The organism is Weissella koreensis KCTC 3621, from assembly GCF_000277645.1.
In genome coordinates, this window is sequence record NZ_AKGG01000013.1 from 1 (window position 1) to 12701 (window position 12701).

General features: G+C 29.3%; 20 protein-coding genes and 1 tRNA gene. 8 read left to right on the plus strand and 13 right to left on the minus strand.

What is annotated here, in order from left to right; genetic code table 11:
• Positions 1-1038, plus strand: a 1038-nt coding sequence (locus JC2156_RS05270) for a glycosyltransferase family protein (RefSeq protein WP_038241192.1), incomplete at its 5' end; no start/stop codon positions are given.
• A 521-nt stretch (positions 1039-1559) separates the two neighbouring features.
• Here JC2156_RS05270 and JC2156_RS05275 read toward each other — a convergent pair.
• From JC2156_RS05275 to JC2156_RS05310, 8 genes are all read right to left on the minus strand, one after another.
• Positions 1560-1856 (minus strand): CsbD family protein, encoded by a 297-nt coding sequence (locus tag JC2156_RS05275; RefSeq protein ID WP_420794673.1) that lies wholly within the window; start codon positions 1854-1856, stop codon positions 1560-1562.
• A 278-nt stretch (positions 1857-2134) separates the two neighbouring features.
• On the minus strand, positions 2135-2389 hold the full coding sequence (locus tag JC2156_RS05280) for a hypothetical protein (RefSeq protein WP_006845586.1): 255 nt from the start codon (positions 2387-2389) through the stop codon (positions 2135-2137).
• A 14-nt stretch (positions 2390-2403) separates the two neighbouring features.
• Positions 2404-2766, minus strand: coding sequence for an iron-sulfur cluster biosynthesis family protein (locus tag JC2156_RS05285; RefSeq protein ID WP_006845587.1), 363 nt, complete (start codon positions 2764-2766; stop codon positions 2404-2406).
• 169 nt (positions 2767-2935) lie between these two features.
• A complete protein-coding gene (locus JC2156_RS05290) occupies positions 2936-3178 on the minus strand; it encodes a GlsB/YeaQ/YmgE family stress response membrane protein (RefSeq protein ID WP_006845588.1) in 243 nt (80 codons plus the stop codon).
• Positions 3179-3201: 23 nt separating this feature from the next.
• Positions 3202-3408: a CsbD family protein gene (locus tag JC2156_RS05295; RefSeq protein WP_006845589.1), complete on the minus strand. Its 207-nt coding sequence runs from the start codon at positions 3406-3408 to the stop codon at positions 3202-3204.
• A gap of 305 nt (positions 3409-3713) precedes the next feature.
• Positions 3714-3968: a hypothetical protein gene (locus JC2156_RS05300; RefSeq protein ID WP_006845590.1), complete on the minus strand. Its 255-nt coding sequence runs from the start codon at positions 3966-3968 to the stop codon at positions 3714-3716.
• Between the two features lie 296 nt (positions 3969-4264).
• Positions 4265-4654: a tautomerase family protein gene (locus JC2156_RS05305; protein WP_006845592.1), complete on the minus strand. Its 390-nt coding sequence runs from the start codon at positions 4652-4654 to the stop codon at positions 4265-4267.
• A 138-nt stretch (positions 4655-4792) separates the two neighbouring features.
• The gene (locus JC2156_RS05310; protein ID WP_006845593.1) at positions 4793-5260 is read right to left on the minus strand and encodes a GNAT family N-acetyltransferase; all 468 of its coding nucleotides are present in this window, start codon (positions 5258-5260) and stop codon (positions 4793-4795) included.
• Positions 5261-5578: 318 nt separating this feature from the next.
• Between JC2156_RS05310 and arsC the strand changes: the two genes are divergently transcribed.
• Entirely contained in the window at positions 5579-5989 is a 411-nt protein-coding gene (gene arsC / locus JC2156_RS05315) for an arsenate reductase (thioredoxin) (RefSeq protein ID WP_081482761.1), read from the plus strand.
• 145 nt (positions 5990-6134) lie between these two features.
• Here arsC and JC2156_RS05320 read toward each other — a convergent pair whose 3' ends face one another.
• Positions 6135-6863, minus strand: a complete 729-nt coding sequence (locus JC2156_RS05320; RefSeq protein ID WP_006845693.1) for a class I SAM-dependent methyltransferase — start codon at positions 6861-6863, stop codon at positions 6135-6137.
• Positions 6864-7215: 352 nt separating this feature from the next.
• On the opposite strand from JC2156_RS05320, the gene JC2156_RS05325 reads away from it, so the two are divergent.
• The 6 genes from JC2156_RS05325 (at position 7216) to JC2156_RS09000 (ending at position 9809) form a co-directional block, all read left to right on the plus strand.
• Positions 7216-7596, plus strand: a complete 381-nt coding sequence (locus JC2156_RS05325; RefSeq protein WP_006845599.1) for a PH domain-containing protein — start codon at positions 7216-7218, stop codon at positions 7594-7596.
• Positions 7597-8090: 494 nt separating this feature from the next.
• A complete protein-coding gene (locus JC2156_RS05330) occupies positions 8091-8339 on the plus strand; it encodes a SemiSWEET family transporter (RefSeq protein WP_038241142.1) in 249 nt (82 codons plus the stop codon).
• A 48-nt stretch (positions 8340-8387) separates the two neighbouring features.
• Positions 8388-8461, plus strand: a tRNA-Ile gene (locus JC2156_RS05335).
• Between the two features lie 42 nt (positions 8462-8503).
• Positions 8504-8869 carry a TIGR02328 family protein gene (locus tag JC2156_RS05340; protein WP_013989165.1) on the plus strand — a complete coding sequence of 122 codons (366 nt, stop codon included), beginning with the start codon at positions 8504-8506 and terminating at the stop codon, positions 8867-8869.
• Positions 8870-8898: 29 nt separating this feature from the next.
• Complete coding sequence (locus tag JC2156_RS05345; RefSeq protein ID WP_006845601.1) at positions 8899-9396, plus strand: GNAT family N-acetyltransferase; 498 nt, start codon at positions 8899-8901, stop codon at positions 9394-9396.
• A gap of 272 nt (positions 9397-9668) precedes the next feature.
• Positions 9669-9809: a hypothetical protein gene (locus tag JC2156_RS09000; protein ID WP_006845602.1), complete on the plus strand. Its 141-nt coding sequence runs from the start codon at positions 9669-9671 to the stop codon at positions 9807-9809.
• A 359-nt stretch (positions 9810-10168) separates the two neighbouring features.
• Here the strand turns inward: JC2156_RS09000 and JC2156_RS05350 are convergent, their stop codons facing one another.
• The 4 genes from JC2156_RS05350 to JC2156_RS08960 form a co-directional block, all read right to left on the minus strand.
• Positions 10169-10438, minus strand: a complete 270-nt coding sequence (locus JC2156_RS05350) for a hypothetical protein (protein ID WP_006845603.1) — start codon at positions 10436-10438, stop codon at positions 10169-10171.
• Between the two features lie 106 nt (positions 10439-10544).
• Positions 10545-11360, minus strand: coding sequence for an FtsK/SpoIIIE domain-containing protein (locus JC2156_RS05355; protein WP_006845604.1), 816 nt, complete (start codon positions 11358-11360; stop codon positions 10545-10547).
• Positions 11361-11698: 338 nt separating this feature from the next.
• Entirely contained in the window at positions 11699-11920 is a 222-nt protein-coding gene (locus JC2156_RS05360) for a hypothetical protein (protein ID WP_013989167.1), read from the minus strand.
• A 415-nt stretch (positions 11921-12335) separates the two neighbouring features.
• The coding region (locus tag JC2156_RS08960) for a hypothetical protein (protein WP_038241194.1) at positions 12336-12701 on the minus strand (366 nt) is incomplete at its 5' end.

Below are 12701 nucleotides of genomic sequence, written 5' to 3' on the forward strand. Positions count from 1 at the left end.
TCATGGTTATCTTTTAGTTATCTATCTTTTCTTTGCGTTGATTTATTCATGGTTACTTCTTTAATATCAATATATTTAATTGATAAAACTAAGACATTTAAAACTTGGTCAATTTTCCTTATATGGTTAAGTGTATTTCCTTATATCATTGTCCCTTATACTGATACTACAGTATTACCACTAATTAGCACTTATATTTTAGGCTACACGCTACTTAAAAAAGCTACGAGCCGTAGTCAACAAATAATCGGTGCTTTCTTACTTGGTATTTTTGCAATGTTGGGATATTTGATGAAGCCTACAGCAGTCATACCTTTAATAGCCATTATCGTAGTTGAATTATTATACCTATTTTTTAATCGAACAAAAAAAGAAGATAATCTAAAATTAATAATAAAATGCATACTAGTTATCATAGCTGCACTTTGTGTTCAATTTGGTTACCAAATAAAAACAAATAATCAAAAATTTGTACATATTGATCAAAAATTAAAGGTACCTGCTATTCACTTTATCTCTATGGGTATGCATGACGAAGGCGGATTTTCTCAGATTGACGCAGGGCCTATGTACTCGGCTCATAGTTCAGATGAAATGAAAAAAATATCAAAAAAAGATATTCAAACTCGAATTAGTGAATATACACCTTATACATATGGTTTATTTTTAATTTATAAAAATTACAATAATACCGCTGATGGTTCGTTTGGATGGCTACAAGAAGGTAACTTTATAGATCAACAACCAAGTAATTTTGTGCAAAATTGGGTTTATCCCAATGGTAAGTATTTAAATAGCTTTTACGTTATCGTACAAATATTGTGGATTTTGGCGTTATTAATATTGCTACTAACCAAGGCATCTTCCGAAAATTCACGGTTATATTTACTATTATTTAAAGTAGCTTTGCTTGGTGGTTTTGCTTATCTTTTGATTTTTGAAGGTGGTAGAAGTAGATACTTAATTCAATTTATTCCAGTTATAATATTACTATTAGGATTATCAAATTTTAGCCATTCAACAAATAACTTAAACTAAAATATCATTTATAAAAAGATTATTGAACAAGATATATGTTTTTGTAGCATATACCGTTAATAATTCCTAATGTTAGAAAAAATAAATTTATTTATATCAAAAAGGACTTTGTTAAATATAACAAAGTCCTTTTTAGTATATTTTATTAATATGGCAGATTCTAAAATTAATCCTAACACTTTAATTTGGAGGAATAAGAATAAAACACGAGGAACGTCACAATTTAACAACACCTGCTTCACTTCCATTGATAAAATAAATCATTTTATGCACTGATAAGTTGATAGTGATACAAACAAAAAAGCAATAACCTGAGTCACTGCTTTAATGTGTAAAAATAATTAAACTAGTAACGCTGGAATAGCTTATTTATAGATTAATAACTAATTCAATCTTATAAACAGGGGAAGGCTACCCAGCGTCACCGCAAGCATAACACTTTAATCTATATATACCTATTTCATTAATCAATTTAAAAAACGCCTGAACCTGATCAGACGTTAATATATAATACTTATAATTTAATTCTTTTTATGATGTACCAAAACAGCGGTTGTAACCGCCGCAACTGCTGCGGCGACAATGATTGAAGTCATTATTGGCATTTGAGAAGCGTTATCTTTAACCACTTCCCACTTCTCCTCAGTCTTACCCATCAATTCTTCAGCCATACCTTCAGCTTCAGTTTTATGATCACCAGTGACCTTACCTGCTACATCTTTAACTTTACCTGTTACTTGATCCTTCATTCCATCTAACTTGTCATCTAAAGCCATAATAGATTCCTCCTCTAGTTGAATAAATGAATTTTCATCCATAGTTAATACTGCTAATATTTATATTATAACACGATAAAGAAACCGCTGTCATTGTTATCTTAAAACAAAAAAACAATAACCGAGGCCATTGTTTTTCATTATGGACTATGTCCATTGACGCCGGATAAGCTTTTTAAAGAGAGTGCTTCTTACATAAAAAAGAGGAATAATATCCGACGCCTGAGCAAGCATAACACGTTTATCTAATTATACCTATTTTATTGGTAAATTTAAAAAACGTATGTTACGACTATCAGACGTCCATAAAATATTTTTATTTAATCTTCTACCATATAATCAGTGACATAAAGATGATCCAAAAAATCCTGTGCATTATCTTTATCCGTAGTTTCATTATCAATTTCAGACTGTACAGACTTTTCAATTTCTTTGCGCACTTCTTCTGAGCGTCCATATTCAACACTAATGTGAACACGGTGGACTTTTTCATTCCAATCAATAGTAGTTGGGCCCCATGTGCTTAAGTGTAAATCTTCTATCCAGTTTGATACCTTTTCTTTTGAATATACCATTCTTCACTCCTTTATTATGCCATCATGGTCCCATCACGGACAATAACACTATCATCCAAAATACCTTGTTCACTAGTAATAACTAGTCCACCAAACGTTGACACTTCAACCTTCATATTTTCTGCTAAGTACTCTTTAGCATAGCCTTTAACTGGAATCTTTCCATAATTAGAATCGACTTCCATATCAAACCATGGTAATAGTGGTTGATCATTTCGCAAAATTAATATGACTAATGAAATTTGCATTGCTCCTTCTGCTGTTATTGAATAGGGTGAAACACCATCTTCATACATAAGTACAATACGTCGATCATTCTTTTGATTTAAAATGGGACTTATTTTTTTCATTGCTTCATCAGTGAAAGTAATATACATTTGCTTACCTCCTAATTTTATAAATAAATTATACAACTTTTTCAAAAATATAGATTAAAAAAAGCAACAACCGAAGTCATTGCTTTTCGTATGTGACATTAAAAAATCTCGGTGTATTAATACTATTAAGAAATATATAATACTAATTCAATGTCTTTTTAAAATTTAACTAGTTTTTACTACGTCCCATTAACCATGAAACTAAAATTACAACAATTACTGCACCTATAATAGATGGGAAAAGTGCCATTCCTGCTAAATGTGGTCCCCATGATCCCAGTAATGTTTCACCTAACCATGAACCAATCAATCCAGCGACAATATTACTTATCCATCCCATCGATGTTTTGGTAATAGCACCACCAATTGCTCCAATAATCGCTCCAATAATTAACGTCCAAATTAATCCCATATTGCCCCCCCTAAATTAATTCTTTAGTTTTTAAATTTTTCCTTAACATCTTCAGCCATTTCAGAAGCGGAATCTTTAACCTCACCTAACTTCTCTTTAGCTTTACCCATTAAGCCTTCAGCTTTACCTTCAGCTTCTTTTTGTGAATCACCGGTAACCTTACCAGAGACTTCCTTAACCTTACCTGTTGCTTGATCCTTCATTCCATCTAACTTGTCATCTAAAGCCATATAGAATCCTCCTCTAATAAAAAAATGAATTTACATTCATAGTTACGTTATTTACATTAATATTATATCATAGCCAAGAAAGCGCTGTCATCATACTTTTTAAATATTTAAAAAAGCAATAACCGAAGTCATTGCTTTTCATTATGGACGGCTGTCCCTGACGTCGAATATTTTTTTAATAGAGTTAAAAGAAATAATATTCGTCCGACGTCTGGGCAAGCATAACACGTTTATTCATTTATACCTATTTTATTTAAAATTTAAACATTATTAGCCGCTGTAGGATTAACTCTTTAGAATAAATATTAACCTTTTAGTCCCTTTGCTTGGCGTTCCATATTTTCTATCACTACATCAAATACAGTCCCAATAGTAATTAGATAATCTATAACACGTCCTGGATTATCAGTATGATAATGTACCTTCATTAGTTCATCATCCCCACCAACGATTAAACTATTACCTGGAAATTTAGTTTCTATTTGTTCAGTTAAATCATCTTCATTTAAAGTTGATCCTTCAATCAGTGCTTGAGTATCAAAAATATATTCATCATTCATTTTGTAGGCCTCCGTAAATTTTAAGATCATTATACTACTTTAATATTCTTAATACCATTTATATATACAAAAAAAGCAACGACCTAAGTCATTACTTTTATGTAGAACAATAATTCCACGCAACGTCAAATTATACTTTTAGATATGTGTCTCTTGAGGGGTAACACAAATCCATTCGACGTTATTATAAGCATAACACTTTTGTTCTATGAAACTTAAACATATCATATTGAACCAGTATGTTAAAATCGATTACTCAATTTTTAAATTTACATGGGTCTAAATGAATTATTTAATTATAATTTATCGTTTAAAAATTGTGCTTCCCCATTTCCAAAGCTCCAGTCATCATCATTATTAGGAATAAGGCTAAACATAATGTCCTCTTCACGTATACCTAATTCATTATGTAGTCTTTCAACCACCTTGCTATAAAATTGTTGTTTAGCCTTCGTCGAACGTGGTCGTGTTACTAGATTGAATAAAACAAAATCATCAGTACGTTCCATCCCCAAACCTGTATCCAAAATTTGCATCTCAAACTTTTCATGTTGCGTCAAAATTTGGTATCGGTCTGCTACTGGTGTTTTAAAAGTTTCCACTTGAACCTCATAAGCAATTTGAAGTAATGTTTTTAAATATTTTTCATCATGACCTTTGATCACGTCAATCCTCATTAATGGCATATTATTATCTCCCGTTTATGGATCATTATATTCCTTGCAAGTCATACATTCAAATTAACCATTAACAATATATTTAATTGAACAATAAGCCAATAAATTTAGTCTGACCTGATTTAAGTCATCCCATAAAAACATGTTCTATAATTTTTTATACATTTTATAGTTATATAATTCTACATGGTCCCTTATAACCGATTGCTTAAGCAAAATTTTAAATCCTTGATTTTGGAACATACTTTTTGCAATGGCACTAGCATGTACCGTCATTTCTTTTAGCTCTAATTCATAAGCATGGATTTCAAGTTCTTTTAAAATTTTTGTAGCTATTTTTTGATGTTGGTATTCAGGAAGTACATACATTAAATCGATGTATCCATCATTTTTGATATTCGAAAAACCAACTATTTTATCATCTTTAATCGCAACTAATGTATATGTTTTTTGTAACTCATATTGCCATATAAGCATTAATTCGTCTCTTTTATCTATATTTCCCCATGCTTTCAATTGCTCCACAGAGTAAGATGTATCTATGGAAAGAATTGCCGTAAAAAATATATCTATTATAGACTTGAGATCATTATCGGAGTATTGTCGTATAATCATTAAATTAATTCCTTTTTATTAAAAATTATTTGCTAAACTAAGTCGGAAAGCTCATAACGCCTTTAATTAAATGTTTTAAATATCTGTATTATACTCAAATACAGTAAGCAAGGATAGCTAGTTGAAAATGTTAAAAAGACCTTTAAAGACAATTATTGGATATGAATTATTTTGATCACATATTTACATAGATTAAAAAAATTATTATTATGGATGAAATTAATTTATATCTTACTATTAAGTTATTGATAAATTGTTATATTTAAGCTAAAGTATAGTATCATTAACTTAATAATATAAATAAGTAAGGATTAAAATATGCAAATATATTTCTTGTGTACTGGTAACTCATGCAGAAGCCAAATGGCTGAAGGATTCGCTAAGCAATATGCCCCTTCAAATTGGATTATTAAAAGTGCTGGTGTCGAACAACATGGTTTAAATAATATTGCTGTTAAGGTAATGGCTGAACGTGGCATTGATATTTCCGCCAACACATCTGATTTAATTAATAATGATTATTTACAATCAAGCGATTATGTCATTACATTATGCGGAGATGCAAAAGATAAGTGTCCTATGACGCCAGCCAGCGTTAAAAAAGAACACTGGCCATTAAATGACCCCGCACAAGCTACTGGGTCAAATGATCAAATATTAAATGTTTTTCGAACTACCCGTGATGACATTGATAATTTAGTATATGACTTAATAAATAAAATAAAATAGCTAACATCACTTCTAAAACGTCGTCTTGGACGTTTATTTTTTTACAATAATTTATTGCAATTTCCTTTTGCTTGAAGAACATTTAAAAAGATAATCCTCCATAAAAAACGTCCGATAATAATTATCGGACGTTTCAATTTATAAATTATAATTTTCTTGCTGATAAAATCATCATCATTGTACGACGGAACTCATCCTTCATACCAGGAATATCCAGCATTGAATCTGGTGGTGTTGGCTCAACTAGATGTTGAATTATAAATCCATTTTTAATCAAAGTTTCAATATACGTTTCCAACGTACGGTGATACTTGATAACTGGTGTCTCCCAAAAGTTTGTTTCCCTAACTGACTCATCAAAATAACGATCAACTGGAAAATTTTTAATTGACCCATCTTCATTTAACGTCCATTGTTCCGTTCCTTCAGACGTAAATATTGGATGTTCCACTGAAAAAATAAATTCTCCATTTGGATTCAATAATGTTTGAACATTAGCGACGACTTTTTCAAAATCTTCTACATAATGTAAAGCTAAAGAACTAAATACTAAATCGAATTTAGCATTCATAGAATTCAAATTATTAATATCAATTTTCTTAAACTCTACATTATTAAATTTATTTTTTTGCTTTGCAATAGCCAACATTTTATCTGAACTATCTATTCCTAAAACGCTATTAGCTCCATTTTCCGCAGCATAAAAACTATGCCAACCATAACCACTGCCCAAATCTAACATAGTTTTATTTTTTAAATTAGGTAATATTTTTTTTAGCTGCTCCCATTCACCAGCGCCATTTAATCCATATTTACTTCTATTCATTTTTGAATATTCATCAAAAAACTTTTCATTATCATATATATTGCTCATAATCCCACCTCTAATGAAAAATTATAGCAAAAAAATCTTTATTCCTGTTTATTTTTATTCTAATTTTGTTATCTATACCGATTAAAATAAAATCTAAAATCAATCGTTTCAATCAATGTATCCGTAAATTTCAAATAGATCGTATTATATTTCAACCATTATCCCTTGGATTTTTTAATCATCATACATACAAACATATCTTTGATATACTTTTATTTATGAATATTGAAAATGACTTATCATTTATTTATCAAGGTAAAGTTTTCGGAATTAATATATTTATTGCTCGCTTTTAAAGCAGGTAGAAACACGTGCTAAGTAACCACGTTAAAAGACAAAAGGAGAATGAAACATGGACTTAATCAATGGTTTGATGGGTAATGCTTCGGAAGTATCGATTAAAAGTGTTCGATCAGAAATAGCACCATTACTAATTCCAAATGAGGGAATTGAACATGCATTCAAGTTAGTTAGGGATATGCTTATATTTACTAACAAACGATTAATTGTTGTTAATAAGCAAGGAATTACTGCTTCAAAAGTTGAATATAAATCAATTATCTACCGCTCTATTTCAAAATTTTCTACTGAAACTTCTGGACATTTTGACTTGGATGGAGAAGTTAAAATTTGGATTTCAGGTCAAGCTGAGCCATCTGAAATTTTAACTTTCAAAAAAGGCGGAGATTTGAAAGATGTTCAAAGATTACTTGCAGTAAATGTTTTGTTATAAAAAATCAATGAAGATTAATTGACCTGTAAGTCATTAAACTGCCACGGACTCTTAGCTCAGTTAGTTAGTTCGAATGGTTCAATAATCGTTCGATCGTTGGTTCGAGTCCGACAGGGTCCTTTCATCTAAGCTCTTAGTTAAAATAGTGATATCAAACTCATTATTTTCAGTTAATAATTAATAATAATGACTTAAAATATCATTGATGCTGCTCATTTTTATGTACCAATTTTGTGACCGATCAAAAATGATTATATTGATCCCTTCAACAAAGGTTTTACAACATTGAGTGATAAAGATTTGGTATTCTAAATAAAGATATATTTGATCATGAAAAGAAAAAAATGTAAAATAATGCATAACTAATACAATCAACTCTTTTCAATATTAATTGTATTGGTTATAAAGTTTCCTAAGCATTTCTCGAAACTGCTTAAATAATAAAAAGTAGAGGTTTCAATATATTGAATAATAACCAGAATAAAACACTACATATGATCGCTGTAATTGCTTCTATCATGTCTGTGCTTATGTATGTTTCTTACATTCCTCAAATCATGTCTAACTTGAGTGGTGAGCAAGGTAATCCTATCCAACCATTAGTTGCTACTATTAACTGTGTTTTTTGGACAATTCATGGTATCTTTGGTGAAGATGGTCATACTCGCGATGCGTCTATTATTTTCGCAAATGTCCCTGGAATCATTTTTGGACTATTAGCATTTATCACTGCTATAATTTAATAAAATAATTAAAATTAAAACTTGACCTACAAGTCGTTAAACTGTTTTGGACCTTTAGCTCAGTTGGTTAGAGCACACGGCTCATAACCGTTCGGTCGTCGGTTCGAGTCCGACAGGGTCCATAAATAAAGATATTTATCTATAAATAATTGAGGATTATGAACATGAGACTCTGGCATGAAAATTTAATCTCTAAATTACCAAGACAGCAGCTTTTAGGCCAACATAGGGAATGCTGCGCTTTAAGAGGTGGCGGATGGGGAAAGAAGCACTCTACCGTTGATTATGTGTTTAATTACTCTCCTTATAAATTATTTCAGTACCATCAAAAGGTTATGTCCGAGATGGCAAGACGTGGTTACAAACCTAATGAATTATGGCTAGATCAAAATTATAGAGGATCGAAACTTTCACGTCACACAAATTTACAAAAAACATCTCTTGATTCACCAATCTATCCTGAGCATAATGATAATTACTATTTAGATTGTATTTTGAATTTAGAATCAAAAGGTATATATATAAAATAACAAACACCCTAAAATATAAGGATAAATATATGAAAATAAGACCGTTAGAAAAGAAAGACTTGAGTTATATTTATACGCAAGAAAATTCACGTAAGATTATGGCACTTTGGTTTGAAGAACCATATACGTCTTTTGATGAACTACAAACTCTCTATGATAAGCATGTACTCGATCAAACTGAGAGACGTTTTGTTGTAGAAGAAGATTCTCAATTTATAGGCGTAGTTGAATTGATGGAAATTGACTCGCTCCATCGTAATACTGAAATTCAAATTATTATTCATTCAAAATACCAAGGTCATGGCTATGCACAAATGGCAATGAGTGCTGGTATTGATTATGCATTTAATGTTTTAAACATGCATAAAGTTTATTTATATGTTGATGCAGATAATTCCACAGCTATTCACATATACAAAAAATTAGGTTTCGTTGAAGAAGGTAAATTAAGAAAACACTTCTTTGCAGAAGGTGATTATCATGATAGTTTGATCATGGGAATTTTTAAAGAAGAAATTTCAAATTAGCTTCTATCAATGAATTCGCCACAAAAGCTACTACTCTTTGGCCTCAAATAATTTATTAGATTTAAATAAAGTCAGCTACCTCAAGCCGGATACTAATATTTTTTATATAGTCTTCGACCTGTAAGTCGTTAAACTACTACGTACCTTTATCTGATATCTGACGGTTAAAACACGTGAATAATGAATATTCAAATCGCCAATCATAGTCTGACATATTCATTGTACTGTTAAATTAATATTAAAGTGTACTAAATATTATATAGGAGTTTTATATGCACAAAAAGAAAATAAATAACATTAACGAAGCCTATGGTAATGAAATATTTGATAGCCCAGAGCTTAATTTTTCAGATGAATTTAAAGAGATCATTTTAGATGATTTAAATAATTTTGAAGGACTTAACAAAGCATAAAAATTAGATTAAATAGATGTTTTTCAAGATAAATATAAAAAGTAGCTGTTAAACCAAATTTGAGACTTAAAAGTTAATAGCTAGCTAAACATCAACCATATTTTTTTATAAAAAAACATAAAATAAACTCCTTATTTAAAAGATAAGGGGTTTATTTTTTCTAATAGTTCCTTACGTCTTATACTTGATCTAATATAGGTACAGGATGAATATTTCTTCAAGTTGTTCACTTGCATATTAATTGTTAACTTGCCTGATAATTTTCTGTTTTGGAAAACATATTCTTAATTATTCTCTCCCTACTTATATTTTAACAAACAAAAAAAGAGCCCTAACATTAAAAGCTCTATCAACAAACATTATTTATTTTTTCGAACATAAGTATCACCGATTTTAAAAATATTTCCATCTTCTAAGTGGTCCCTAGCAAAACAATAATAATCAAATTCTTCTTCATTATTTTCCAATACCAATTCTGATAAACCACCAATATTATCAACTAACTCTTTACCCAAATCATTTAAATTATGAGATGCAAAAACATCGAATTTTTTAACTTCATCTAAAATTGTATTAGATAAATCTAGTAAATCGTTATCAATTAAAAATTTAACCTTATCCCCATCCATAATCTAATACCCTCACTTCCACTTTTATTATGGATTATAGACTGCTTATTATTTTTTGATGTATCAAATGTAACTGAATTTTTAATGATTTCATTTTTTTACTTCCTTAGATTCCAATATATTTGATGAATTCATGCAAATTATTATTTTTTGGAATTTCCGGTGAGTAGAATGTATGCATCGACCCATCATGCTTCTTTACAGCACCCCAACCTTTTAATTCAGAATACAAAGCAGGAACAGTTCCATTATCATCTAACATACCCATGAAAATATTTAAATTTATCTGGCTCCGTATTATTGAGGGTAATACACTTAATAAACTATCCTGTATAGAAATAATTACATAAATTCCCAAAGCACGACCTCTAATCAAAATTTCAAAAAGATTTGATAACGCTAAATTATAAGCTTGACGTTCCTCAGAATTATCAGAATATTTTTGGCCATCTAAAATCCACAGACTAATTTCATCAAATACAATAAATTGAGTCTTCACATCATCTTCAGTATAAGAATTTAATTTGTCTTCAATATTCATTTTCATATTTATTTTAGATCGACGAATCATTCCTTCATAAATATTATGAATTTGCTTACTAATTTCATAATTATCATTAAATATTTTATCTTTTAAACTGTCTATATCATTAAAATTAGATATATATGAATAAGTCGGATAAAATATATTCACAAATTTAGTCTTAGTTAATATTTGTACTAACATAGATAAAATCAAGCATGTCTTACCACTGCCACTTTTACCTTGAATCAACAAGTTTGGCGAATTAATATAATCCCAATCAATATCTTTATCGATTTTAATTTTTTCATTTTCGATTTTCAAATTAAAAATACTGTATCTAGTTTCTATCATATTGATAAGTTCATTAATTGATCCTTTATTTTTTAAATTAAACATAAGTGTCTATCTATTCAACCTCTCTTAAACTCCCCATATGCCCCATAAATTATTAATGTCGATTCAAATGATTTAGAATTGAATTGCTTGTTAAAAAATGCACGTACAATATATCAAAAGAATTCGTTAAAAACTACACAATATCCATAATAACTAAATATCAAAAAATATATGTAACAATTGATACATCCATCATTTGAAGTTAAATTCAATTAATAATATAAAAGCACTAACAATTAAATTATAAAAAACATCCTCGCTAGTACCTAATTCTGATATTTAATTTTCTTAAACCATTTCCTGCTTTAATTCTAAGACGTACCCAATGGTATCAAAAACTATTTTGAACTTTCCCTATCTTTTTCCAATTTTCTATTCTTATAAAATTTGCGTACAGTCCACGCATTTACCAACACAATTGGCCAGAAATATGAACCCTCTAATTTAAAACCACCATTGCTCATCTCAATCAAAATAGGTTCATTATTAAAGTAAACAGCTATCAACGCCATTATGGTTAAAATAATTGAAATTATGAACCAAAATAATACTTTTTTCATGTGCTATTCCTCCTTACACCAAGGTTAATTCAACAGAGAATCAATTACAAATATATAACTAACAATGAGCATAAATTAATAATTACTTATGTTTCGTTTATGATTAACTTTAAATAAGCAAAACAAAACAAAAAACACATAGCCCCTACTTCGCAAAAAGTTAGGATATGTGTAAAACTGAAAATAACTATTACTAGCTCTTTCCGGTATTAATTATAACAGAACTAAATATGATCTAAAACTGTTTCGCTTTTAGACAAAGGAATTACAGAATAACATAAGATAAGTATTCAAAGATTCAAAAGTGTAAATAATTTTGTTCCAATTGGCTATACAGTTTAAACTTGATAACACATCATTATTTAATAAATATCTGAAATATCTTATTTCAAACAATAAATGTGACATGATGTATCTATTTTACTTTTACATCAATAAAATCAAAAACACTAGGACGCCCCTCATATTGAGAAACTTTGCTTAATTTTCCTGTCCATGTATACTCTTTATTGAATTCTAAATCTTGATGAGATTCAGTCGTCATAACAATATCTACCTGTTTCCCTGCAATAGTTTTACCGATTAGATATGATGAAAAATTATTCTCATTTGAATTGAAATCGCTTAAATTATCTGTATCTCCACTAGTATCATCTATTTCACTTGTAAATTGTATTTGTTTGTTTAAATATTTTTTAGATGCTTCTTTATAATCATTGTCAAATGAATTTATTAAATCTTGTTTAGTGATTTTTATGTCATTATTCTTTTTACTAATACC

Coding starts and splice junctions, on each gene's coding strand:
- JC2156_RS05275 (WP_420794673.1), bottom strand. CDS start 1,856: ATGGATGAAAATTCATTTATTCAACTAGAGGAGGAATCTATTATGGCT.
- JC2156_RS05280 (WP_006845586.1), bottom strand. CDS start 2,389: ATGGTATATTCAAAAGAAAAGGTATCAAACTGGATAGAAGATTTACAC.
- JC2156_RS05285 (WP_006845587.1), bottom strand. CDS start 2,766: ATGTATATTACTTTCACTGATGAAGCAATGAAAAAAATAAGTCCCATT.
- JC2156_RS05290 (WP_006845588.1), bottom strand. CDS start 3,178: ATGGGATTAATTTGGACGTTAATTATTGGAGCGATTATTGGAGCAATT.
- JC2156_RS05295 (WP_006845589.1), bottom strand. CDS start 3,408: ATGGCTTTAGATGACAAGTTAGATGGAATGAAGGATCAAGCAACAGGT.
- JC2156_RS05300 (WP_006845590.1), bottom strand. CDS start 3,968: ATGAATGATGAATATATTTTTGATACTCAAGCACTGATTGAAGGATCA.
- JC2156_RS05305 (WP_006845592.1), bottom strand. CDS start 4,654: ATGCCATTAATGAGGATTGACGTGATCAAAGGTCATGATGAAAAATAT.
- JC2156_RS05310 (WP_006845593.1), bottom strand. CDS start 5,260: ATGATTATACGACAATACTCCGATAATGATCTCAAGTCTATAATAGAT.
- arsC (WP_081482761.1), top strand. CDS start 5,579: ATGCAAATATATTTCTTGTGTACTGGTAACTCATGCAGAAGCCAAATG.
- JC2156_RS05320 (WP_006845693.1), bottom strand. CDS start 6,863: ATGAGCAATATATATGATAATGAAAAGTTTTTTGATGAATATTCAAAA.
- JC2156_RS05325 (WP_006845599.1), top strand. CDS start 7,216: ATGGACTTAATCAATGGTTTGATGGGTAATGCTTCGGAAGTATCGATT.
- JC2156_RS05330 (WP_038241142.1), top strand. CDS start 8,091: ATGATCGCTGTAATTGCTTCTATCATGTCTGTGCTTATGTATGTTTCT.
- JC2156_RS05340 (WP_013989165.1), top strand. CDS start 8,504: ATGAGACTCTGGCATGAAAATTTAATCTCTAAATTACCAAGACAGCAG.
- JC2156_RS05345 (WP_006845601.1), top strand. CDS start 8,899: ATGAAAATAAGACCGTTAGAAAAGAAAGACTTGAGTTATATTTATACG.
- JC2156_RS09000 (WP_006845602.1), top strand. CDS start 9,669: ATGCACAAAAAGAAAATAAATAACATTAACGAAGCCTATGGTAATGAA.
- JC2156_RS05350 (WP_006845603.1), bottom strand. CDS start 10,438: ATGGATGGGGATAAGGTTAAATTTTTAATTGATAACGATTTACTAGAT.
- JC2156_RS05355 (WP_006845604.1), bottom strand. CDS start 11,360: ATGTTTAATTTAAAAAATAAAGGATCAATTAATGAACTTATCAATATG.
- JC2156_RS05360 (WP_013989167.1), bottom strand. CDS start 11,920: ATGAAAAAAGTATTATTTTGGTTCATAATTTCAATTATTTTAACCATA.